22 protein-coding genes, 1 tRNA gene and 1 CRISPR repeat array are annotated in these 21,838 nt (G+C 61.4%); of the genes, 15 read left to right on the top strand and 8 right to left on the bottom strand.

Features of this window, described 5'->3' with window-relative positions; translation table 11 throughout:
• Positions 1 to 50 precede the first annotated feature (50 nt).
• Positions 51 to 752: direct repeats of the CRISPR family, unit length 29 nt; unit sequence GCGTTCCCCATGCACGTGGGGATGAACCG.
• Between the two features lie 118 nt (positions 753 to 870).
• From QZ650_RS01475 to pyrH, 4 genes are all read right to left on the bottom strand, one after another.
• Positions 871 to 1,503: a 3'-5' exonuclease gene (locus QZ650_RS01475; protein WP_292521119.1), complete on the bottom strand. Its 633-nt coding sequence runs from the start codon at positions 1,501 to 1,503 to the stop codon at positions 871 to 873.
• A 224-nt stretch (positions 1,504 to 1,727) separates the two neighbouring features.
• Positions 1,728 to 2,381, bottom strand: a complete 654-nt coding sequence (gene nth, locus QZ650_RS01470; protein WP_292521121.1) for an endonuclease III — start codon at positions 2,379 to 2,381, stop codon at positions 1,728 to 1,730.
• A gap of 5 nt (positions 2,382 to 2,386) precedes the next feature.
• Positions 2,387 to 2,461 (bottom strand) — tRNA-Pro (locus QZ650_RS01465).
• A 54-nt stretch (positions 2,462 to 2,515) separates the two neighbouring features.
• A complete protein-coding gene (pyrH, locus tag QZ650_RS01460) occupies positions 2,516 to 3,220 on the bottom strand; it encodes a UMP kinase (protein ID WP_292521123.1) in 705 nt (234 codons plus the stop codon).
• A gap of 232 nt (positions 3,221 to 3,452) precedes the next feature.
• Between pyrH and amrS the strand changes: the two genes are divergently transcribed.
• From amrS to QZ650_RS01445, 3 genes are all read left to right on the top strand, one after another.
• Positions 3,453 to 4,466 (top strand): AmmeMemoRadiSam system radical SAM enzyme, encoded by a 1,014-nt coding sequence (amrS, locus tag QZ650_RS01455; protein WP_292521125.1) that lies wholly within the window; start codon positions 3,453 to 3,455, stop codon positions 4,464 to 4,466.
• Positions 4,447 to 4,941 (top strand): Mut7-C RNAse domain-containing protein, encoded by a 495-nt coding sequence (locus QZ650_RS01450; RefSeq protein WP_292521126.1) that lies wholly within the window; start codon positions 4,447 to 4,449, stop codon positions 4,939 to 4,941. The genes amrS and QZ650_RS01450 overlap by 20 nt, the downstream gene beginning before the upstream one ends.
• 208 nt (positions 4,942 to 5,149) lie before the next feature.
• Entirely contained in the window at positions 5,150 to 6,304 is a 1,155-nt protein-coding gene (locus tag QZ650_RS01445; RefSeq protein WP_292521127.1) for a glycosyltransferase family 4 protein, read from the top strand.
• An 8-nt stretch (positions 6,305 to 6,312) separates the two neighbouring features.
• Here QZ650_RS01445 and QZ650_RS01440 read toward each other — a convergent pair whose 3' ends face one another.
• The gene (locus tag QZ650_RS01440; protein WP_292521128.1) at positions 6,313 to 7,365 is read right to left on the bottom strand and encodes a hypothetical protein; all 1,053 of its coding nucleotides are present in this window, start codon (positions 7,363 to 7,365) and stop codon (positions 6,313 to 6,315) included.
• 234 nt (positions 7,366 to 7,599) lie between these two features.
• Between QZ650_RS01440 and QZ650_RS01435 the strand changes: the two genes are divergently transcribed.
• The gene (locus QZ650_RS01435) at positions 7,600 to 10,944 is read left to right on the top strand and encodes a HEAT repeat domain-containing protein (protein ID WP_292521130.1); all 3,345 of its coding nucleotides are present in this window, start codon (positions 7,600 to 7,602) and stop codon (positions 10,942 to 10,944) included.
• Positions 10,945 to 10,952: 8 nt separating this feature from the next.
• Here QZ650_RS01435 and QZ650_RS01430 read toward each other — a convergent pair whose 3' ends face one another.
• Entirely contained in the window at positions 10,953 to 11,624 is a 672-nt protein-coding gene (locus QZ650_RS01430; RefSeq protein ID WP_292521132.1) for a flavodoxin family protein, read from the bottom strand.
• A 56-nt stretch (positions 11,625 to 11,680) separates the two neighbouring features.
• The gene (locus QZ650_RS01425) at positions 11,681 to 12,109 is read right to left on the bottom strand and encodes an FxLYD domain-containing protein (protein WP_292521134.1); all 429 of its coding nucleotides are present in this window, start codon (positions 12,107 to 12,109) and stop codon (positions 11,681 to 11,683) included.
• A 188-nt stretch (positions 12,110 to 12,297) separates the two neighbouring features.
• Between QZ650_RS01425 and msrB the strand changes: the two genes are divergently transcribed.
• The 11 genes from msrB (at position 12,298) to QZ650_RS01370 (ending at position 20,879) form a co-directional block, all read left to right on the top strand.
• Complete coding sequence (msrB, locus tag QZ650_RS01420; protein WP_292521136.1) at positions 12,298 to 12,807, top strand: peptide-methionine (R)-S-oxide reductase MsrB; 510 nt, start codon at positions 12,298 to 12,300, stop codon at positions 12,805 to 12,807.
• Between the two features lie 4 nt (positions 12,808 to 12,811).
• Positions 12,812 to 13,504, top strand: coding sequence for a class I SAM-dependent methyltransferase (locus QZ650_RS01415; RefSeq protein ID WP_292521138.1), 693 nt, complete (start codon positions 12,812 to 12,814; stop codon positions 13,502 to 13,504).
• 802 nt (positions 13,505 to 14,306) lie between these two features.
• Positions 14,307 to 14,531, top strand: coding sequence for a HypC/HybG/HupF family hydrogenase formation chaperone (hypC, locus tag QZ650_RS01410; protein ID WP_011843868.1), 225 nt, complete (start codon positions 14,307 to 14,309; stop codon positions 14,529 to 14,531).
• The gene (locus QZ650_RS01405; protein WP_292521143.1) at positions 14,531 to 14,875 is read left to right on the top strand and encodes a hydrogenase maturation nickel metallochaperone HypA; all 345 of its coding nucleotides are present in this window, start codon (positions 14,531 to 14,533) and stop codon (positions 14,873 to 14,875) included. Before hypC ends, QZ650_RS01405 begins: the two co-directional genes overlap by 1 nt.
• The gene (gene hypE, locus QZ650_RS01400; protein WP_292521145.1) at positions 14,872 to 15,867 is read left to right on the top strand and encodes a hydrogenase expression/formation protein HypE; all 996 of its coding nucleotides are present in this window, start codon (positions 14,872 to 14,874) and stop codon (positions 15,865 to 15,867) included. Before QZ650_RS01405 ends, hypE begins: the two co-directional genes overlap by 4 nt.
• Positions 15,868 to 15,949: 82 nt before the next feature.
• Complete coding sequence (locus QZ650_RS01395; RefSeq protein WP_292521147.1) at positions 15,950 to 16,381, top strand: GNAT family N-acetyltransferase; 432 nt, start codon at positions 15,950 to 15,952, stop codon at positions 16,379 to 16,381.
• A 3-nt stretch (positions 16,382 to 16,384) separates the two neighbouring features.
• On the top strand, positions 16,385 to 17,299 hold the full coding sequence (locus tag QZ650_RS01390; RefSeq protein ID WP_292521150.1) for a phosphatidylglycerol lysyltransferase domain-containing protein: 915 nt from the start codon (positions 16,385 to 16,387) through the stop codon (positions 17,297 to 17,299).
• Positions 17,287 to 18,558, top strand: coding sequence for a dihydroorotase family protein (gene pyrC / locus QZ650_RS01385; protein WP_292521152.1), 1,272 nt, complete (start codon positions 17,287 to 17,289; stop codon positions 18,556 to 18,558). Before QZ650_RS01390 ends, pyrC begins: the two co-directional genes overlap by 13 nt.
• A 240-nt stretch (positions 18,559 to 18,798) precedes the next feature.
• On the top strand, positions 18,799 to 19,074 hold the full coding sequence (locus QZ650_RS01380) for a DUF167 domain-containing protein (RefSeq protein WP_366829930.1): 276 nt from the start codon (positions 18,799 to 18,801) through the stop codon (positions 19,072 to 19,074).
• A gap of 248 nt (positions 19,075 to 19,322) precedes the next feature.
• Complete coding sequence (gene dnaG / locus QZ650_RS01375) at positions 19,323 to 20,531, top strand: DNA primase DnaG (RefSeq protein WP_292521156.1); 1,209 nt, start codon at positions 19,323 to 19,325, stop codon at positions 20,529 to 20,531.
• Positions 20,532 to 20,594: 63 nt separating this feature from the next.
• The gene (locus QZ650_RS01370) at positions 20,595 to 20,879 is read left to right on the top strand and encodes a UPF0058 family protein (RefSeq protein WP_292521158.1); all 285 of its coding nucleotides are present in this window, start codon (positions 20,595 to 20,597) and stop codon (positions 20,877 to 20,879) included.
• Between the two features lie 77 nt (positions 20,880 to 20,956).
• Here the strand turns inward: QZ650_RS01370 and QZ650_RS01365 are convergent, their stop codons facing one another.
• Positions 20,957 to 21,751, bottom strand: coding sequence for a RimK family alpha-L-glutamate ligase (locus QZ650_RS01365; protein ID WP_292521160.1), 795 nt, complete (start codon positions 21,749 to 21,751; stop codon positions 20,957 to 20,959).
• Between the last annotated feature and the right edge of the window lie 87 nt (positions 21,752 to 21,838).

Below are 21,838 nucleotides of genomic sequence, written 5' to 3'. Positions count from 1 at the left end.
GCACGTGGGGATGAACCGGTGCCCCTCTCTCGATAAACCACTTACAATAGGCGTTCCCCATGCACGTGGGGATGAACCGCAGTACACGACCGAAAACACAGAGGGGTACTCGCGTTCCCCATGCACGTGGGGATGAACCGTCCTCTTTCTCCTTCTCAGTGTAGATCCGGCCGCGTTCCCCATGCACGTGGGGATGAACCGTAGTCTCCCGGGGTCGGGGTGGCGGTGGGCGTGCGTTCCCCATGCACGTGGGGATGAACCGGCCCTGGAACTCCGGGCATCAGGGCAGTCCATGCGTTCCCCATGCACGTGGGGATGAACCGCCTTTGCGGTCGTAAATCGCTTTGTTGAGGTAGCGTTCCCCATGCACGTGGGGATGAACCGCGAGACGCGCTGGTTCGTGGCCTCGGTATCAAGCGTTCCCCATGCACGTGGGGATGAACCGCCGGTCGAGTTCGGAGCCGACTACATCAGCGGGCGTTCCCCATGCACGTGGGGATGAACCGCGGGCGCGGTACTACATCCGGTACTGCGATGAGAGCGTTCCCCATGCACGTGGGGATGAACCGTCGGCGAGGGCCTTCGTCACGGGGTTCGGCGAGCGTTCCCCATGCACGTGGGGATGAACCGGTGATAATCCATTTGCTGGCGCTTTGGCTGGTGCGTTCCCCATGCACGTGGGGATGAACCGGTCCGGCGGTATAAGCGCGGCGAAGACGACTAGCGTTCCCCATGCACGTGGGGATGAAACTTGACCGGGAGAGCACGTCCTTGATACGGGCCGGTCTTTCCCTATCTCATGGGAGCGAAAATCCTCCCTATTGGTCAGAGCCTTTCAAATCCCCGAGAAGCACTGTAGAGAGAATGCCGCTACTGGATGATCCCCCGGCGCTTCAACTCAAAGAAACACCGGGCACACGCAGCGGCATCGTTTCCAGCACCATGGGCGCCGGGATACACTGACCCAAAGAGTGTCCGGTGCAGTTCCGTCAGCGTCGGCCACTTCAGCCCTCCTGGTCGTCGGAGCCCGCAGACCCTGACTGATGCCTCCATCGTGCAGACCGACGGCATCCCAGAGAGCGGATTCTCCACTCCACTCCTTGCGCATTCGGCAGCGACCACCGCGCCGTCGAACGCCATATTATGAGCCACAACGATGCTGCTCTGTGCCGCCGCCTCCCGGAACTTATCGAGCACGATCTGGAGAGGAATGCCGGAGCGAATCGCCGCCTCGGTGGTGATGCCGTGAACTCTCACGGCATCCCGCGGGATCGTGAACCCGTCCGGAAGGATGGTGAAGCACTCCTGCCGGGTGATGTGCTCGCCGCTGTCGTAGAGAAGCCACGCGATCTGCACCAGCCGTGGCCAGGCCGTCGCGTCACGTCCTGGTGCGTTCTGGTACAGGGGGAGGCCGGTTGTCTCTGTATCGAAGATTAGATGGGCCGCTCGCTGATCGGGATGCGGTGGCGCACTGATTCTGCATTGGTCTCTCTTCCGGTGCATCCTTTCCTCACAGGAGAGACCGTGGGTATCAGGATAATGATTCTCATTTGTTGCCGCGAGATACTCTCGCAGAGTTGGAGGGTGATGGCGAATCGATGCTTCGTAGGTCACCGTTTCCGTGCACTGGTGACCGGACTTCCTCCCTCACCGCTCCCCGTCTGCGCCTGACCGGGGCCTGTGTCTTAGCCCTCCGCCATCACGGGCCGGAGCCGCCACGGGGGAGCCTACTCGCCACCCTGCATCTCCCGGTAATACCGGCAAATGTCCGCCACAACGCACTCATCGTGCTTCGGGTTCTGGGCCGTGCAGACGGCGCGGCCGTGGCGGATCAGGAGGTAGTTGATGTCCCGCCAGACTCCCTCGGGGAAGAGGGCCATCAGATCGCGCTCGATGATATCGGGGTTCGTGCTCTCGGTGAACCCTATCCTCTTTGAGAGCCGGCGGACATGGGTATCGACGGCGATGCCGACGTTGATCCCGAACGCATGGGATAGGACGATGTTTGCGGTCTTTCTCCCCACACCGGGGAGCGACCGCAGTTCCTCCATCGTCCGCGGGACCTCGCCGCCGAAATCGGCGACGAGCTTTCTTGCCGTCCCGACGATGTAGCGGGCCTTCGCGTGGTGGAACCCGATCGTCTTGATGATCGGCTCCACCTCATCGGGCTCCGCGCGGGCGAGGGCCTCGGGCGTCGGATAGCGGGAGAAGAGGGCGTCGCGGACGGCGTTGACGGCACGGTCCGTCGTCTGCGCCGAGAGAATCGTGAGGATCAGCGTCTCGTAGGAGTTATGGAAGTTAAGAAAGTGGCGCCTGTCGTCGATGATCGGGTATTCTGCAAGAAGACGGCGGTAGACCTCGCAGGCGGTCTCGCGGTTCATACTGATGGGGCAGGGCAGATTCGAACTGCCGTCAAAGCGTCCCAAACGCTCTAGGATGGACCAGGCTACCCTACTGCCCCTGTACCACTATACGTTGGCGAGGCAGGCAAAAATAGTTACCGATAGGGGGATCTTCAGGCCGGCAGGGGGATTGTATCTTCTTCGCTCACGGTGGTCCCGATGTAGGCGCCCTCCGCGATCGCGCGGTAGAGGTTCTCCGGTTCACGGCCGTCAAGCACCAGGAGCGGGATCTTCGAACGCTCGACGACCTTCCCGGCAACGATATCGAGCACCGTATTGGCGCCTGCGTCCATCCTGCACCCCTTGATGATATCGAGGAGCTCCTCCGGCGTGAGGTGCTCGTACCTCACTGCGGCGGCGTCCTTCTTCGGGTCGGCACTGTAGATGCCGTCGACCGAGGTTGCGTTGATCAGGAGGTCGGCATCGACGCTCTCCGCGAGGACCGCAGACACCGCGTCCGTCGTCTGCGCGGGGGTGATCCCGCCCATGACAACGATCTTCCCGGTCCCCGCGAACTCCTTTGCCTCCGTATAGTCCTCTGCAACGCGCGGGTAGGCCGCATCCCCGAGCCCGGCCACGAGAAGGCGCGCGTTCAGCCGGGTCACCAGGATGCCGAGTTCATCGGCCGCCGCCTCACCGACACCGAGGTCGCGGGCAACCTGGATGTACCGGCGTGCCTCCCCGCCGCCCCCGACAACAATAAAGATCCGGCATTTTTCGGCAAGCCTTCCGAGAACAGAGACATATCGGCTTATATTATTCGATTCGAGCGAAGGGACCAGAACCGAGCCGCCCAGAGAGATCACGATCTTCTTCATTCTACCCTATTATTATTCTTAATATCGCTCATATACCTGTTGTGAAGAGGCTGCACTGTCCTGTATGCGGCTCCATGGACGTCTGGGCGGTTACCGGCGGTTATACCGGCTGTCTCTACCGCTGCAAGCGTTGCGGGTATCATGGGGCGCTGATTGTCGAGTACGATGATGACGACGAGGGCCGACCGCACCGCAGGGATAAATAACATGGTTCCCCTCACACCGTGATCGTATGCACGAGGCGCGACTCTACCAGAAACTGGAGGAGAACACCGTCCACTGCTCGCTCTGCGCTCACCGGTGTACCATACGGGAGGGCAAACAGGGGGTCTGCGGTGTCCGCATCAACCGCGGCGGCACCCTCTATGCCGCCACCTTCGGCAAGGTCATCGCCGAAGCGGTCGACCCCATCGAGAAGAAGCCGCTCTACCATTTCCTGCCCGGGACCCTCTCCTACTCACTCGGGAGCATCGGGTGCAACTTCCACTGCGAGCACTGCCAGAACTGGCACATCTCCCAGCAGACGCTGGAGATGGAGGCGCTCCGGAACCTCCCCCCGGAGCAGGGCGTGGAACGGGCGCTTGCAAGCCGGTCTGCAAGCATCGCCTGGACGTACAACGAGCCCACCATCTGGCACGAGTACCCGCTCGCAATGGGGACGCTTGCGCGCGAGAAGGGACTCGGGACCGTCTATGTCACGAACGGCTACATCACCGAGGAGGGGCTCCGCGAGCTCGCGGGAATGCTCAACGCCTTCCGCGTCGACATCAAATCGTTCTCCGACACCTTCTACCGGAAGGTCTGCGGGGGGCGGCTGCAGCCGATCCTCGACGCGACGGCGCGTGCAAAGGAACTCGGCATGCATGTCGAGACGGTCACGCTGGTCATCCCCGGGCAGAACGACTCGATGGAAGAGATGGAGGCGCTCATAGGGTGGGTGCTTGAGAACCTCGGGCCCGATACCCCGATGCACTTCACCCGGTTCCACCCCGACTACAAGATGCTGGAGGCAAGACCGACCGAGATCAGGACGCTTGAGAAGATCTACGATCGTGCAAAAGAACTGGGGCTCCACTACCCGTATCTCGGCAACGTCGGGGGCCACCCCTACGAGAACACCTACTGTCCGACCTGCGGCAGCCTCGCCATCGAGCGGTCGGGGTATGCGACCCGCATGGTGGGACTCAAAGACCATACCTGCACGGAGTGCGGCGGACGGATCGAGTATGTCTCAGAGATCAGGTGAATCGCGGAAGTTTCTCACCGACCGGATGCTCGGGACGCTCACCCGCTACCTCCGGTTCATGGGTTACGACACCAAGAGCGCAAACAGCCTCGCTCCCGGGAGCACGCGGGAGGATACCCTCCTCCTCGAGATCGCCGTCCAGGACGACCGGATCCTCCTGACCCGGGACCGGGAACTTGCACGGCGAGGCGGGGCGCAGGCGGTCTACATCGCATCCGAGGCGATCATGGACCAGGTCCGGCAGGTCGCTGACCTCGGGCTGATCGAGCCCGAGATCCGGATGAGCCGCTGCTCGCTCTGCAACGCCCGTCTCCGGCCGGCCACCGCCCGGGAGATCCGGGAGGCACGTTACGCCCCGCAGTCAGCCCGGGGGAAGGAGTTCTCGTGGTGTCCTGCCTGCAGGAAACTCTACTGGATGGGTTCGCACAGCGACCGCCTCAAAAAGCGCCTGCATGAGATGCGCCCCGCCTCCTGACTGTGCACCGGCCGTGCCGTGAAAACCGGTGATTTCAGGCGATTTTTGAAAATCCCGGAAAGATATATCATCTTTGAGCGGATATGAAGCGCGGCAATTGAAGGCCGGCAGGCCAGATCGACTATCACCGGAACCCGACGTTCCGGCCCGAACAAATGGTTTCGGCCGTCCAGGTGCCGAACCCCGGGCAATTTATGAGAGGAATTGTATGGAACATCTGAAAATAGCATTTTTCTGCTGGGAGTCATTGTATGCCGAACGGGTCGGCGGGCTTGCAAGTGCGGCGACAAACCTCGCCGAGACGCTGGCACGGCACCATGAGGTGCACTTTTTTACCCGGGGTGAGGGAAGAGATGTTGAGATTAACGGAGTCCAGTATCACTACTGCCGGCCGGCGGGAGAGGATATCGTCCGGTACTGCTCCGATATGAGCAGGGGGATGATCGGCCGGTTCGGTGAGTTTGATACACCGTCGTTTGACCTCCTGCACTTCCACGACTGGCATGTGGTCGATGCGCTCCACCGGCTCCGCGAGCGGGAGACCCTCTTCACCTACCACTCGACGGAGTTCGGCAGGAGCGGGAACAGTTTCAGCAGCAAGTGGCCTTTTGCGGAGATTGCGCGGATCGAGCGCTACGGGGGATCGATTGCCAAACGTATAACGGCGGTCTCCTCCACCCTCCGCCGGGAGGCCATGAACCTCTACGAGATCCCCGACTGGAAGATCGATGTCGTCCCGAACGGCATCGTGCCCGGCCACTACCAGGCGGACGTCGACCCGGCGGAGGTGAAAGAGCGCCACGGATTTGACCCCGACTCCCCGTTGATCCTCTTTGTCGGACGGCTTGCATGGCAGAAAGGGCCCGATATGCTCGTGGACGCAGCCCCCAATCTCCTCCGGGAGCACCCCGAGAGCCAGTTCGCCTTTATCGGGGAAGGACAGATGCGCCCGGACCTTGAGATGCGGGCCCGGTCGCTCCCCGTCCGTTTCCTCGGGCGGCTCACTGATGCCGATTACGTGCCGCTCCTCAATGCCAGCGATATCGTTGCCATCCCGAGCAGGAACGAGCCTTTCGGGCTTGTCCTCCTCGAGGCGTGGAGCGCCGGCAGGTGCGTGGTCGCCTCCGACGTCGGTGGTCTCTCCGAGAACATCAAGCACGGGACCGATGGGGTCAAGGTGCAGCCCCGCCCGGACTCGATCGCCGAAGGCCTCGCTCAGGTGGCGGGCTCCCCCGGGAAGCTGCTCGCCATGGGCCGGGAAGGGTTCGACAGGGTTAAGGGCGACTTCCAGTGGAGCCGCGTTGCAGAGCGGGTGGAGGAGACGTACCGGAAACTCGCAAACCACGACACGCTCCTCTGCTGACCGCCCGCTCACGGCTGCATGACGGCGGCAAGGTGCTCCATCAGGCGGAATGGGTCCGACGCGACGACGGGCGTCCCCGCGTAGAGCTCCATTCCCCCGATGTCCGATGTCCGCGAGTGGAGGTCGCCCCGGTCCACCAGCCACGCAACGTAATGCCCCTCCTCTCCGAGCGGGGGCATATACACCGCGGCATTGTAACTCTGCACCCCGATGTTCTGGTAGCACTCAAGCACCTTTGCGAGCGCGGGAGCAAGGTCGTGCGGCAACGTTGCGATGATCACGACCTCGTGCTCTTTCTTCGGTGTGAGGTGCGCCATGACCCGGGCATTCTTGTAGACGAGCCCGAGACCGATGGCCGTATGCGCCCTGAAGAGGTCGTCGTAGTACTCGCTCCCGTAACGGCACCGGTACTCGTCCCGGGTCCTCTCGATCCGAACCGGCGCGGTATATGGTTGGTGGGTGAGCAGGATCTGGGCGTGGTTGTGCACGATGCTTGCCCCTGCACGCCAGAGGGAGTTCCAGACGAGGAAGGGGTAGACTGCCCGGGGATTTGCGCGGTGCGCCTCCTGGCACCACCTGACGGCCACGCTGATCATATCGGCCACCTGCGGCTCTGTCGTGACGTAGGGGGTGCTCTCCTTTGCGATGATGAGGGCGTGGAGGTAATCGTACTTCGCGATGTTGCTTGCCGTGATCCAGTGGTCGCCGTCGATCCTCCCGAACGTGTCGGCCGGCGTCTCATCGAGCGGGTTTGCGAACGGCCCTCCCTCGGAGAGCGCCTGCAGTTCAAGCGTCTCCTCCGCCCGGGGGGTCAGCACCGGGCGGCGTGCCCGGATAGAGTTGAACAGCGTGCTCTCATCGGTCTGGTTGTTGGTCACCCTGACGATCTGTTGCGCCTCGATATCGCCGTACTTCTCCTGCACCCACTCCTGCATCGCATCGGGAAAGACCAGGTGCCCGGGTTCGACATACCAGGAGTACAACCGGGAGACCAATTCCTCCATCTCCGGCGCGAGTTCCTGCACAATGCCCGGCAGACGGGTGATTTCCAGCTTAACCATAGGGGCCCCGTATACAGATCTCACCCCGATAAAGATTCGGATCGGACCGCAGAAGGGCATAAGCCGGCCGAACTGAACTGTTTGCAGCCATAACGCTTCGACAGTCTTAAAATGGAAGTTTTATTGGCTGTGAATAGTAAATATTGTCTGGATTCACAGAGATCTGTTCAAGCGGGGCACTCTGGATATGCACTTTATGGATGCAAAGGTATGGCATTTTTTGACAAATTCCGAATGAATATCAAGTTGTTCCAGCAGGAAAAGGATTATCAGGGGCTGATTGAGGCTCTGGATAATGAAGACCGCCGTAGCCGTGCTGGTGCGGCACGCGCTCTTTCTGCCCTCGGGATCTCTATTCTTCCGGACTTCCTCAAAGCCCTGGAGAATGCCGGTCCCGCATCACGGGTCCGGATGGCAGAGGCGTTTGTATCGACCGGCACCTCCTCCATCCCGCTGCTTCTCGCCCTGATCGTCCAGGCAAGCCCTCCCCTGCAGGCATCTCTGGGCCGTGCAATCGCCGAAACAGGCGACGAGATCTTTGAGGCACTGCTCCCCTCACTGCAGAATGAACAACCGGCAATCCGGAGTGCCGCCGTGATTGCCCTCCGGGGGACGGGCAGGAAGGCCGTCCCGTATCTTGCGCGAATGCTCCGCGACAGCAACCGATCGGTTCGGAAAGAGGCAGCAAGCGCACTCGCCGCACTGCGGTGGGTGCCTGACGATCTCGCGGAGAAGGTGCAGTATTACTACCTCCTGGAAGACTGGTCGGAACTCGCAAAACTCCAGGGCGCAGCCGTCCCCGCCCTTCTCAAAGCCCTCGGCAGCAAAGAACCCCGGATACGGAGCGAGTCGGCACGGACGCTCGGAAAGATTCGCGATCCCCGGGCCGTCCCGGCACTCATCCGGGCGGCGGATGACCCGCAGATGGATGTCCGGGTACGCGTCATCGAGGCGCTCGGGGAGATTGGTGACGACCGGGCGAAACCTCCACTGGTCAGGGCCCTCAACGATCCCCAGCATCCGGTGCGGATGGAAGCGGCCTGGGCGCTCGACCGGCTGGACTGGATCCCGCACAGCGATCTCGAGAGAGCGGAGTTCCTGATTGCAAGAGAGCAGTGGAGCGAACTTGTCCGGATGGGAAAGCCGGCTATTCCGGCGCTCATCCGGGCCCTGAAGGTCGAGTATTCGGGGGTCCGCACCGGTGCGTGCGAAGCGTTGCGGCAGCTGGGGGAGCCTGCATTCGACGCCCTGAACATGGCGATGCATTCGGAGAACGCTGCGGCTCGTGAGCAGGCCGGGGTTGCGCTGGAGTATATCCGGGCACGTCAGAAGGAGAGCATACGATCCGGACCGGCACACAAAGACACCTCCGACTACAACCGGGAACTCGAAGAGGGGCTTGCCGCCCGGAAGCGGATTGAGGGGCACTTCGGAAAGATGGCCCGGACACCAAACCCTGCTCCCCGCAGATCTCCACGAGCGGCACAGGTGGAACCGGCAGAGCCCACCACTGGCGGAGAAGCACCCATTCCGGAATCCGTCGCTCAGGAACCCACTGATGCCGGTGATCTTGAGAAACTTCTGGAGGAAAGCCGGAGGGGTGAGGAAACATGGGCCGGCATAAAGAGCCGGATTGAAACACGAAGATCGGTCTCACTGGATCAGCTCGTCCCGGCCAATGAAGAAGAGCAGGCGGTCGATGAGGATGAGTGCCCAAACGAGAATCTTCCTGCACCCGCAAAGTCGAGTGATGTCGCTCTGCCTGAACCGGTACTCCCTGCAGGACCGTCGGAACGAGATATCCGGGAGAGGGCATCACTCGAACGGTATCTCAACGCTTTGCAGAATGACGACGAGGAGATCCGCGCTGCGGCGGTTGCTGCGTTACGGAGCCTTGGCAAGCCGGCAATCGAGTTCCTCATCCGGGCACTCTCTGATCCGCACTCCACAGTTCGTATCGCCGCCGCTGAAGGGCTCGGTGAGATTGGTGACGATAGCAGCGTCGGTGCGCTGATCCTGTTGCTGGATGATCCTGAGCGGGATGTCCGAATCGCCGCTGCCGGTGCGCTCGGGCAGATCGGAGATGCGCGGGCGATTATCCCGCTCGTACGCCTGTTCGGTGATGGATACCCCACGGTTCGGTCGGCTGCGGCTGCGGCTGTTGCGGCGTTTGGCCCTGATGCGTTTGAGCCGCTTGAAGTGGCACTGGATGATGCGGTGCCGGCAGTCCGGGTGACGGCGGCACGGGCTATCGGGATTATCGGGAATCCCCGGTCGATACCGCTCCTCATCAGGCACCTGGAGGATCCTGCCCGGGAGGTCAGCGTGGTTGCTGCCCGGGTTCTCGGGGGATTTGGGCATCCTGCCGTTGAACCGCTCTCCACGGTGCTGATGAAAGGCGGAAAGGATGGGCGTCTCGCCGCAATTGATGCACTCGCCCTGATCGGGTCGGCGGAGGCGGACGAGTCGCTTGAATACGCCCTGCGCGACGAGGATCGGGATGTTGTGGAACGAGCGGCAACCGTGCTCATGCGGCGGCGGGCTACACGTGTACGGCGCAGCACCTCCGATAGCCGGGTCCGACATGAGGTTGAGACACTCATAACTGCGCTCAAGGACGGGTCCGTAGAGGCACAGGTCTCTGCTGCCACCCGGCTTATCGAGATGGGGCGCCCTGCCGCTGAAGGGCTGATTATGGCGCTCAAAGACGGCGACCCGGCGATGCAGGCCGCTGCTGCCGGGGTGCTTGGCGAGATGCGAGAGGCCGCGGTCGCGCCGCTCATGGATGCCTTAAACGATGCTGATAGGTTTGTTCGGCTCGTTGCTGCCCGCAATCTGGGCAATATCGGGGACAAACGGGCTATCGGGATACTGAGTGAATCCCTGCGAAGGGAGCCCGACACCGAGGTCCGGGCAGCCGTGGCGGAAGCGCTGGGCTACATAGGAAGCAGGCAGGTGATAGAACCGCTGACGCTGGCGCTGCGGGACAGGGACGAGGCAGTCCAGATTGCCGCAGCCCGGTCACTCGGTTATATCGGGGATAACTGCGCCATTGAACCGCTAATTCTGGCCTTGAGCGATGTGGATGATCGGGTCCGATACGCTGCGCTCGAGGCCCTGAAAGATCCCGGAGGCGCGGTACGAGGTCACCTGATCGGTGCCCTGCGTTCCGACGACGTAAGACTCAAGGCGGGGGTCGCCGAAGCACTGGAAGCAGCGGGTTGGGAACCGGAGACCGGCGAAGAGAGGACGCTCTTCCTCATGGCCCTGGACCGGTGGGCTGAGGTGGAGCGGGTCGGTGCCGATGCACTGCCGGTGCTTGCCGGGGCGCTCTCCGACCCTTCGATTGAGGTACGGACAAATGCCGTCAGGTCTATCGCCCGGATAGGGGGAGAGGAAGCCATCGCGCCCCTCATCAGGGCACTCGGGGATGGCGCTCTTGTCGTCAGAATGCGGGCTGAACGGGCCCTGATCGATATGGGCGATGCAGTTGTTCCTGCGCTCACCCTGGCGGCCGAAGGGGCGCGGCCGGAGGAGCACGAGGGGCTGCAGCGGATCCTCGACGAGATCCGCCGGTGAGCGATACTCTAAGGTATCCGCCCGGTTGCTTTCCAGTAGTCGTACTCGTGGTGCCAGCGGTCCTTGTTCGCCAGGACCAGGGCCCGCATGTATTCAAGCCTCTCGGCGTGGAGTCTCTCCTGCTCCGGGTAGGTTGTCTTCTCCGCAATGGCCCTCACGAGTTGTTTGCCGAGTTCGCGGGCCCTCTCCTCGGCCGGTACGATGACCGCCTCCGGGTCTCGCCCGAGGATCACGCCGATCCCGCCGACGGTGTTTGCACCCAGGGTCTGGAGGACATCGTTGAGGTACGCCACGACCTCGTCCGCTTTTGACCCGCCTGCCGTGGCGACGGCGCACCCGTACTTCCCGATGAACATCTGGCAGTGGATGGCGTCCGCCATCCGGTCAAGCAGGGTCTTTGTCTGGGCCGTGATAGAGTCGATGTAGTTGGGCGACCCGAGCACAATCCCGTCGCTTGCAAGCATCTTCTGGTATAACTCGGGGAAATCGTCCTCCTTGACGCATGTTCCCCGCTCGTAGCAGACCTGGCACCCGTTGCAGTACTCGATCTGGAGTTTGCAGACATCCACAAGTTCGACATCGGCCCCGGCGCTCCTGGCCCCGTCGAGGACCGCCTGGACAAGCCGGAGGGTCTGGCTCCGCGGACCCCGCGGACTCCCGTTAATTGCAAGTATCTTCATTTCTTACCTCGTATGTAGCGTTCTGCTGGCTGGTTTTCGTCCGCTCACCCGCAACCTCATGGGATGTCGCGCGTGACGGCGATCTCGGCACGATACTGGCGGTCCGGGTCACCGGGGAGCGGATCGACGGTGAATATCTTTGTCTCGCCCGCCTGGAATCGCGGGATGAGGATGGTCTCGGTCGACCGGATCATACCGGTCTCATCATCGATGAGCATGAACCGGACGACAACGTTTCTCCCGGGAACCGTGCCGGTGTTGGTCACCGTCCCCGTCACAACCCAGTAACAGGACGTGTCGGTGCGGTAATGCTTCTCCGGCGCGGTAACGATGGTTGAGAATGACGGCTGCGGTCCGGTGGAGGAGTAGGTGGCATGGGCGGTCGGCGTCGCTTCCGGTGCAGGCACCTCCAGTCCTCCGGAAGTCTCCATGCAGCCTGCCACGGCAATAACGCCTATGATGCAGGCGAGGAGCAGAAGACTCATGCAGTTCTTCCTCGTGAAAGGCACCTCCTGTATGAAGGTTCATCGACCGGAGGCTATATAACTGATTCGGAAGCGTATTCGGGTCGGGATCTTGGCATCTCCTGATATTATCGGGCATCTCCCCGACCCCACCCGAAGGATAGGTTTACATGCTCTCCGGATAAGGTGGCCGAACCGGAGGAGCCGTGATGTGCGGAGATGTTGCGGAGACCGTTGGGACCGTGAAGGTCTGCAACGCTGTAACAAGAGAGGTTGAAGAGGTCGAGCGAGTCGTCAAGTCCGACGATGAGTGGCAGCGTCAGCTGACGCCGGAAGAGTTCTCTATTGCCCGCAAAGATGGTACGGAACCGGCTTTCACCGGGCGATACTGGGACTGCAAGGAGGACGGCCTGTATGTCTGTGTCTGCTGCGGCAACCACCTCTTCTCCTCGAAGACGAAGTTTGAGTCGGGGACGGGCTGGCCGAGTTTCTGGAAGCCCGTCTCGGACTTGAACATCAGAACTGACCTTGATACCCGGTTCTTCATGAGCCGGACCGAGGTGCTCTGCAGGCGATGCGACGCCCATCTGGGCCATGTCTTTGACGACGGGCCGCCGCCGACCTACCAGCGCTACTGCATGAACTCGGCGGCCCTCCGGTTCGTGCGGCAGAAGGACCTGCAGCACCAACCCTTATCCTCTGCTGGCACCGACCTCTGAGGGTGTGACTGCCCATTCATCGGCCTGGGACGAGGACTACCGGAGGCGGGGAGACCTCTGGGGCGGAGTGCCGGCGCCGCTTCCGGAGATCCCTCCCGGTGCCGCCGTCCTGGAACTCGGCTGCGGGAACGGCAAGACCCTCACAGCCCTTGCCCGACGGTCGGCACGCGTGACCGCGGTCGACATCTCCCCTCATGCCCTCACCCTCGCCCGGCGGCATCCCGCGACCGCAACGGTCCATCTCGCCGTTGCCGACGCGCGGTGCCTGCCGTTCCGTGAGGGGACGTTTGACGCGGTCTTCCTGGTCCACATCGCCGGCCACCTCCCCCTCTCGGGCCGGAGGGCCGTGGCGTCCGAGGTCTTCCGGGTGCTCGGACACGGGGGTACGGCCTTCTTCCGGGCCTTCTCCGTCGAGGATATGCGCGCCGGGAAGGGGACAGAGACGGAGCCGCAGACCTTTCGAAGGGGTGACGGCATCATCACCCACTACTTCACCGAGACCGAGACGGCGGAACTCTTTGCGCCGCTCACCCCGGTCTCTGTCCGGACGCATCGCTGGCAGATGCGTGTCAGGGGCAGGGATCTCCCCCGGGCAGAGGTAGAGGCGGTGTTTCTGAATGCGACGGGCCGACAGGTGCGATGTTCCAACGAACGATTGTCCGTAGGACAGGAGTTCAAGAAGACCGGAGGTCTTTGAGGAGCGGAGCATGAGCACCATTAGGTGCGGGACCGAAGTTTGAGAAGCCATCAGGCTTTGAGGAGCGGAGTTCGAGCACAGTTAGGTTGAAGGGTAGGCGGGTCTGTACGCCCAGGGCGGCTGGATTCTGCCCGATCGGTTTGCATAAATCGTATCTGCGAATCTTCATTACAGATCTGAGAGGGATTGGATACGACTTTTCCAAGCGGTCCCCGCACAGTGGACCGTGGGGATATCACCATACAGAGGGGTGGGGACAGGGGGGGCATGCCCCCTCCGCACCTATCGGTGCTCAAACTCGCTTCGCTCGCACTCCCCGTCAGCCCCACAGCGAAACCCTTCGGGTTTCTCGAACTCCTGTTCTGTGGACAGTCGTTCCCCCAATGGCGATATCCACTGGAAATCCGTGCCCAATGGTTGCAGTTGACGAAAACCCGGATTCTAATGCCGACAGACACAAACCGTACCTTATTCTTCCGGCGCGTTTCACCATGGCACACTAGTCCGGCAACCCGGCTCTGTTTAACATCGGCACACCTGGTGCAAACATCGGAAGGGCGCGGGCCGGCGGCACTGGAGGCGGAGACGTCCCACGGCCGACCCCGCGCTCTGCCCCTCCAGGGGCCGGAACGGGAGACCCTGACATACCTTTTTACCCGCCCGGACCGATCTATTAGGTACCTAAATACGGAGAGGACGGGGATCGCACCGGTCAAAACGGCCGCTCCCCCGGGATTCCCCTGTGCAGTATGGTCAACCTTTTTTGACATTCAAACGAAAGATCAGGAGAGGAAGAGAGGTCATGTGTATTGCAATGCCCGCTGAGGTACTCGAGATAAAAGAGGGCAACATCGGCGTCGTCGACTTCGGCGACCTGCAGCAGGAGGTCAGGCTCGATCTCGTCGACGTGAAGGTCGGGGAGTTCGTGCTCGTCCACGTCGGGTTTGCCATCCAGCGCCTCAGCAGAGAGGAAGGGCTTGAGACCCGCGAGGTCTTCAGGCAGGTCTACGCTGCGATGGAGGAGTGATGCACGAGTACAGCATCGCCTACGATATCTACACGACCGCCCGCCGGGCCGCGGTCGAGAACAGCGGAAAAGAGGTGAAGTGCGTCTCCGTAGACGTCGGCAAGATGGCGATGGCGAATCCCGAGCAGGTAGAGTTCCTCTTCAATATCATCATCGAGGACGACCCGCTCTTCGCGAACGCCCGACTCTCGTGCCGGGACGTCGAGGCACGCACCCGCTGCTCCTGCGGCTACGAAGGGAGCGAGCGGTTTGTCTGCCCGCAGTGCGGGAAACTCCCGGAAATCGTTGCAGGAATGGAGATTGTGGTCACCAATATCGAGATAGAAGTGGACGAAGAAGAATGAAAGTCAACCTCATGCATGGCGCCGGCGGCGAGGTGATGGGCGAGCTTCTGCGCGTCATCACCAACCTCGAGCACAACAACGCCGGCGGAATAGGGCTCGAATCGCTTGACGACGGGGCCGTCATCCCGCTCAACGGCCAGAATATCGTTTTTACGACAGATAACCATGTGGTCTCGCCGATCTTCTTCCCCGGCGGGGATATCGGGCGTATCGCCGTCTGCGGCACCATCAACGACCTTGCGATGATGGGCGGCCGGCCGATCGCCCTCTCGTGCGGCATGGTCATCCCCGAAGGCTTCGACGTCGCCGACCTCGAACGGATCGTCGCATCGATGGATGCCGCTCTCGACGAGTGCGGGGCAAACCTCGTCACGGGTGATACCAAGGTGCTTGAGCGGAGCGCGCTCGACACCATCATCATCAACACCGCCGGCATCGGCGTCGCCGGGCGGGTGGTGCGGGACAACGGCCTCTCGGTCGGCGACAAGATCCTGGTCAGCGGCACCATCGGCGACCACGGCATCGCCATCATGGCCCACCGCGAAGGGTTCGACTTCGGCGGCCAGATCCATTCCGACGTTGCCCCCCTCTGGCCGCTCGTCGAGCAGGCGCTCGCAGCCGGGGATATCCACGCCATGAAAGACCCGACACGAGGCGGGTTTGCGAACGCCATCAACGAGATGGCGAGAAAGAGCGGTGTCGGGGTCGTCATCGAGGAGGAAGACCTTCCCTTCCGGACGAGCGTCCGGAGCGCCGCCGGGATGCTCGGGATCGACCCCCTTGAGGTGGCGAACGAGGGTAAAGTCGTCATGGGAGTCGCGCCCGACGACGCCGAAACTGTTCTCGCGACGCTCCGAAAGCATCCCTACGGACGTGACGCCGCAATCGTCGGCGAAGTCGTCGAAGGCTCCCACGTGGTCATGCGGACCGCGATCGGCGGAGAAAGATTCATCGAACCGCCGGTCGGCGACCCGGTCCCGCGCGTCTGTTAGGAGACGACCATACCTTTTTACATCTCCCCTCGATCCTGCTGGTTTATACATCGTTGTTATGCAGTCTTATGGAGAGGCGTGAATGATGGAAGAAGCAGGCATCGAGGTGCGCCTGGTGAACGTCTGGGACGTTGAGACGATCGCCGACCTCTACCGGGCGGGCGGCTGGTGGAACGAGGAATGGGACCCTGCAGGCCTCGGCGCCCTCATCGCAGGGAGTTTTGCGTTCGCCGTCGCCGTCGACCCTGCGGCCGAAAGAGCCGTCGGCATGGGCAGGGTGATCTCGGATGGGGTCTCGGACGGTTACATCCAGGACCTGGTCGTCCTTCCCGGATATCGGGGCCGGGGTGTTGGAACGATGATCTTATCAACGCTGCTTGATTACTGTAAAACTGCGGGTGTCACCTGGGTCGCCCTTATCGCCGAACCCGGGACCGAAACGTTCTATACCGCGCTCGGGTTCCGGAGAATGGAGGAGCATGTGCCCATGCGGTGGTACCCGGAAGATTGGTGAGCCATGCTGAGATTTGCCGACTTCAAACCCGTGAGCCTGGATGATCGCGACCTCTTCTCTGAGCATTACCGGCAGTTTCCCCAGGTGCATAGCGATAACACGTTTGCAAATATGGTCTGCTGGAACCACTACGCAGACTACCGTTTCACGGAAGCGGAAGGCGCAATCGTCCTCTCAAGCACCATTGACGGCGTAACGGCGTTTCGCATGCCAATCGGCCCGAGAAACCCGGACCTGCTTGAAGACGTCATCGACCTCGCGCTCAGGGAGGGGGGTGAGATACCGTTGCGGGTCCTCGACCCGGTAAACAAAGCGTGGCTCCAGGAACTCTACCCGAACCTTCCGCTGCATGAGAACCGTGACTTCTTCGATTACATCTACCATACCGAAGACCTCGCTGAACTTGCCGGCAAAGGTTACGCCACCATCCGGCGCCAGGTCAACCGATTCGGGCGAGAGTACGCGTACACGGTCGAGGCGATCACAAAAGAGAACATCAACGAGGTGTGGGAGTTCCTGGTTGTCTGGTGCGAGTGGCGGGACTGCGACTCAGAACCCATCCTTGCCGCGGAAAAGGAGGCCATCCTCTTTGCCGTGAATAACTTCTTTGCCATCGGGCTTGAGGGGTGGATCGTCAGGATTGGCGGCACCATCGGGGCGATATCGGTTGTCGGACCGGTCAATGCATCGATGGCGGTCGTCCACTTTGAAAAAGCGCTTCCCGAGACCTACCGCAACATCTACAAGGTGATCACGACCGAGACGGCGGCGGGGCTCCGGGACCGCTACCGCTACGTCAACCGGGAGTGCGACATGGGCGTCGCCGGGCTCCGCGAATCAAAGACGCGGTACCACCCGGCCTACATGGTCGAAGTGCACTCCGCGACCCGGGACGACCTGGAGGCATGCTGCAGGTGAACGCCGATCTGGTGCTTCGGAACGTAACGCTCCCGACGGGCCGGCGGGCCGACATCGTCGTCGCCGATGGAATCGTCCGGCACGTCGGCGCACCGGTGCGTGCCGGCGAGACGATCGACTGCACCGGGTATACCTGTCTTCCCGGAGCGGTTGATATGCACGTCCACATGCGGGGTGGGGTGCAGGCAGAGAAGGAAGACTGGCGGACGGGCACGATGAGTGCGGTCGCCGGCGGGGTGACGGTCGTCGTCGACCAGCCGAACACCGTCCCGCCCATCACCACTCCCGAACTCCTCCGGGCACGTATCCGCGAGGCGGGAGAAGGGGCTGTATGCGGGTTTGCGGTGAATGCGGGGGTCACCGTGGACGCCGATCTTGCCGGGATGCGGGATGCCGGTGCGATGGCGTTCGGGGAGACCTTTGCCGCACCGTCAAGTTACGGCGAGGGACTCGACCCGGAGGTCCTCCGGGAGCTGTTTTACCGCATCCACGCCCTCGGGGGGCTTGCCACGGTCCACGCCGAGGAGGTCTCCGGCCCGGTGCCGGCAACGCTCGCCGACCACGACCGCGCCCGCTCTGGTGCGGGGGAGGCACGCGCCGTGCAGGCGGTCCTGGCCCTTGCCCCGGCCGAAATGAGGCTCCACTTCTGCCACCTGAGCACCGCCGCCTCGGTCAGGGCCGCCCGCGGAACGGTGGAGGCGACGCCCCACCATCTCTTTCTCTCTCACGAGATGTTTGATCCGGACGACACCCGCGCCCGGGTGAACCCGCCCCTTCGTGACGAAGAGACCCGGCGCGGTCTCTGGTCCTGCTGGGATAGGATTGACGTCATCGCCTCGGACCACGCCCCGCACACGGTTCCTGAGAAGGCACTGCCGTTTGATGCCGCTCCCTCCGGCATCCCCGGGGTCGAGACGATGGTGCCGCTCCTGATGGCGGCGCACCGTCGGGGACAGATCACCCTCTCGTCGGTGATCGAGAAGACGGCATGGCGGCCCGCCGCCATCCTCGGCATACTGCGCGCAGGGTTTGAGCCGGGCGACCGGGCAGATTTCGCCCTCTACCCGGACGAAGTCACCCGGATCGACCCTTCATCCCTCCACGCAAAGTGCGGCTGGTCGCCGTTTGAGGGGTTCGACGCGGTCTTCCCGGAGGTGGTGATCGTCCACGGTGAGCGCGCCTACACCTGTGGAGAGTACGGGGAGGCATGCCCGGCATGGTACCCCGGGCAAGGATTTTTATCCCAGGACAATAAATAATATAAGGCCGATATAGCGCATCTTATAGGTCCCCGGGTGATCGCCTGGCGAGATGCCTGATATGATCCATGGGACAACCCAGGTGCGCGACAGGCACGCCTGGCATATGGGTACGATCGGGTGAGGACCGGCAGAAGCCGCCTGTGATCCAGGATCGTTAGTGCCGGGCGACATTCCTATATCAGAAGGGCTATTCTCATGGAACCATATGCCGATGCTGTTGTCGAGACCGCGCATGGTGTGACCATAGCACTCGACGTTACGGCTGGGGCAAAAAGGCAGTCATTTCCAGCAGGTTATAACGAGTGGAGGAAGAGCGTTCGCTGCCAGGTGACCGCACCTGCTGTCGGCGGGAAGGCGAACCGCGCCATCATCGACCTCGTCGCAGAGACGTTCGGCATACCCCGCGCCGATGTAAGCATCATCGCCGGGCACACTTCTTCGTCGAAGATCGTGGCCATCGCCGGCACATCGCGTTCCGAAATCCTTGCAATCCTCTCCGCTTCCGGTGCCTGACCCGGTGGGGACGGGAATCGAGCAATAGCGGGATGATTATCATTCCGGGCAATATATAACCGAAAGAAAATCAAAATCGGGGCGTGTTGAACTTTGATTTTGGATTTTTGCCCTGAAATACCTTATGTTCGCGGTGCCATCTGGTTTAAGTAATTGCACCCTAGATATATAATTGACCCCTATGCCCGCGCATTGATTCCTGCACGGCGTACGGCGATCAAACTTACACTAAAGGGGGCAACATTTCCATGTATTCATCAGAAACCACAAAGTACCTTATCCATCTTACTCTGCAGATCGAGGGGGTGGTCGATAAACCTGACGTGGTCGGTGCCATCTTCGGCCAGACTGAAGGTTTGCTCGGCGAAGACCTCGATCTGCGCGACTTACAGAGGACCGGCCGCGTCGGCCGGATCGACGTCCAGATCACGACGAAGAGAGGCGAGACGAAAGGCGAAATACTCATCTCATCCTCGCTCGACCGGGCGGAGACCGCACTTCTCGCCTCGTCGCTTGAGATGATCGACCGGGTCGGGCCATGCACGGCACACGTGAAGGTCGACCGGATCGAGGACATCCGGGTGACCAAGCGACGCAAGATCGTCGAGCGCGCGAAAGAGCTCCTCCTTGAAGACTTCGACGAAGGCACGATCAACAGCGACGACCTGCTGGACGAGGTCCGGGAAGTCATTAGAATCGAGAAACTCGAGTATCTCGGTGAGGAGAGGGTGCATGCGGGCCCGAACGTCATGGCCTCCGATGCCATCATCCTCGTCGAAGGGCGGGCCGACGTCATCAACCTGCTCCGCTACGGGATCAAGAACGCCGTTGCGGTCGAGGGGACCAACATCCCGCGTGTCATCATCGACCTCTGCTCGCAGAAGACCGCGACGACCCTGCTCGACGGTGATCGGGGCGGGGAGTTGATCCTCCGCGAGCTCCTCCAGGTCGCCGAGATCGACTTCGTGGCATACAGCCCGCGAGGAAAGAGCGTTGAGGAGATGAGCCGCAAGGAGATCGTCAAAGCACTCCGGAACAAAGTGCCCGTGGAGGTAGTCATTGAGCACATCTCCGGTGAAGGAACGGCCGAGGCGCGTGCCCCTGCCCCTGTGCCTGAGACGGAAGTGGACAAACTCCCCGAACAGCAGAAAAGCGTGAAAGAGGGAGGCCAGAAGGTCCCCTCGACGCTCGGCGAGCACATGGCCGACGTCCGGGACAAAAAGATCGCGCGGTTCCTCTCTCCGGATTTCACCGTCATCAGGGAGTCCAAAGCAGCCGAACTTGAGGGTGCGCTCCAGACCCTGAACGACGACGTTGAAGGGCTTATCGTCGACCGCATCGTTGACCAGAAACTCCTCGACCAGATCGGGGGAAGAAATCTCGAATTTGTGGCGGCCCGTGACTTCAAGGGAATCATCAAGCGCCCCCTCTCCATCCGGCTTATAAAGATAGGATGATTGTTATCGGGGGTGCAAATTTATATATGTTTATATTTACTATTTTTATCTCTGGGAGAGAATATGCACAAGGAAGAATTAATAGCCTTACATGGGATCCTTACGGAGATTAAAGACTTTTTTGAGATGAGTAATCCGGAGTTAAAATTTTCGCAGTATTATGCCCTGAAGATCGAGCCTTCTCAGGTGCATAAAAGCAAAATGGAACATAAATACGCAATATTCGTGCTCGGAACGGAACTGGCGAACGCCATGAAAGACGTGGAGTTCTCATCGTCGGGACGGATCTCTGCCCGGATGAAGGAACTTGCAGAGAAGACCTTAAAGGAGATTGAGTATCTCCAATAAGTCTGCCCGATAACTGCGTATCGCCCCGAATGGATACAGCCGCCGCCGGGGGATCCCCCTCTCCCCCGGCGCTCTCCTCAGGCCCGCATCCCGCGCTCGCGCTCGATAAGGTAGGTGGCAAGCAGGGCCGGGATGGGCGCCGCCATGCAGTGCCAGTTCGGCGTCCCGTTCACCTCAAGAACCGTGTAGCCCTCTCTGTCACGGAGAAGATCGACACCGCAGTAGTCGATCCCGATCGCCGAGGCTGAGACCTCGGCAATCGCGCGCATCTCCTCGTCGATCGGGACCGGCATACCGATCCCACCCTGGTGGATGTTATGCATCAGGCTATCGGATACCCGGGTTATCGCCCCGACGGCCTCTCCACCGAGGACAAAGATGCGGAAATCCCGGTCGTTCTCGACATACTCCTGCAGGTACCAGGGTCCCGGCCCGAGTTCGCCCGGTTTCGTCACGAGCCGGATACCGTTCCCGTCATACCCGTAGAGCGGCTTATAGACGACCTTCCCGTGCCGCAGGAGAAAGTCCCGCGCCTGTCCCTCTGTTCGGACGTAGGCCGTTTCCGGCGTCCGCACTCCATTCTGCAGAAGGAGTGCGGATGTCATCACTTTCGATGCGCAGGTAACGATGCTCTCGGGTGTGTTGATCACCTGGTTGTTGAGCGAGAGCACGTTCAGGGTCTCAAACTGGTGGCCGTCCTGCCGGATTCCGCAGACCCATATGAGTTCGTTCTCAAGCCCGGAGTCGAGGGGGTCGATTGCGCCGAGATCAAGGATACAATATCGGGCACCGGCTCTCTCCAGCTCTCGTATAACAGCGCCGGTCGAGTTGTCGTCCGGCGTATCCGTTGGTTTTGGTACGATATGGATCATACGCCTCACGTCCTGGTCCCGGGACTAACAGTTCGCGGTCGAAGGATGTTCAGTATCATTTTGTACTTTGCTGGATATAATCGGTAG

It is taken from the genome of Methanoculleus sp., from assembly GCF_020696975.1.
Classification (GTDB): domain Archaea; phylum Halobacteriota; class Methanomicrobia; order Methanomicrobiales; family Methanoculleaceae; genus Methanoculleus.
Note: the sequence above shows the minus strand (reverse complement) of the source record. Positions and strands in the feature narration are given on the sequence as shown.

Coding starts and splice junctions, on each gene's coding strand:
- QZ650_RS01365 (WP_292521160.1), bottom strand. CDS start 21,751: ATGATCCATATCGTACCAAAACCAACGGATACGCCGGACGACAACTCG.
- nth (WP_292521121.1), bottom strand. CDS start 2,381: ATGAACCGCGAGACCGCCTGCGAGGTCTACCGCCGTCTTCTTGCAGAA.
- QZ650_RS01430 (WP_292521132.1), bottom strand. CDS start 11,624: ATGAAGATACTTGCAATTAACGGGAGTCCGCGGGGTCCGCGGAGCCAG.
- QZ650_RS01440 (WP_292521128.1), bottom strand. CDS start 7,365: ATGGTTAAGCTGGAAATCACCCGTCTGCCGGGCATTGTGCAGGAACTC.
- QZ650_RS01425 (WP_292521134.1), bottom strand. CDS start 12,109: ATGAGTCTTCTGCTCCTCGCCTGCATCATAGGCGTTATTGCCGTGGCA.
- dnaG (WP_292521156.1), top strand. CDS start 19,323: ATGTATTCATCAGAAACCACAAAGTACCTTATCCATCTTACTCTGCAG.
- QZ650_RS01395 (WP_292521147.1), top strand. CDS start 15,950: ATGATGGAAGAAGCAGGCATCGAGGTGCGCCTGGTGAACGTCTGGGAC.
- QZ650_RS01370 (WP_292521158.1), top strand. CDS start 20,595: ATGCACAAGGAAGAATTAATAGCCTTACATGGGATCCTTACGGAGATT.
- hypC (WP_011843868.1), top strand. CDS start 14,307: ATGTGTATTGCAATGCCCGCTGAGGTACTCGAGATAAAAGAGGGCAAC.
- QZ650_RS01475 (WP_292521119.1), bottom strand. CDS start 1,503: ATGCACCGGAAGAGAGACCAATGCAGAATCAGTGCGCCACCGCATCCC.
- QZ650_RS01445 (WP_292521127.1), top strand. CDS start 5,150: ATGGAACATCTGAAAATAGCATTTTTCTGCTGGGAGTCATTGTATGCC.
- hypE (WP_292521145.1), top strand. CDS start 14,872: ATGAAAGTCAACCTCATGCATGGCGCCGGCGGCGAGGTGATGGGCGAG.
- QZ650_RS01435 (WP_292521130.1), top strand. CDS start 7,600: ATGAATATCAAGTTGTTCCAGCAGGAAAAGGATTATCAGGGGCTGATT.
- pyrC (WP_292521152.1), top strand. CDS start 17,287: ATGCTGCAGGTGAACGCCGATCTGGTGCTTCGGAACGTAACGCTCCCG.
- msrB (WP_292521136.1), top strand. CDS start 12,298: ATGTGCGGAGATGTTGCGGAGACCGTTGGGACCGTGAAGGTCTGCAAC.
- pyrH (WP_292521123.1), bottom strand. CDS start 3,220: ATGAAGAAGATCGTGATCTCTCTGGGCGGCTCGGTTCTGGTCCCTTCG.
- QZ650_RS01390 (WP_292521150.1), top strand. CDS start 16,385: ATGCTGAGATTTGCCGACTTCAAACCCGTGAGCCTGGATGATCGCGAC.
- amrS (WP_292521125.1), top strand. CDS start 3,453: ATGCACGAGGCGCGACTCTACCAGAAACTGGAGGAGAACACCGTCCAC.
- QZ650_RS01405 (WP_292521143.1), top strand. CDS start 14,531: ATGCACGAGTACAGCATCGCCTACGATATCTACACGACCGCCCGCCGG.
- QZ650_RS01450 (WP_292521126.1), top strand. CDS start 4,447: ATGTCTCAGAGATCAGGTGAATCGCGGAAGTTTCTCACCGACCGGATG.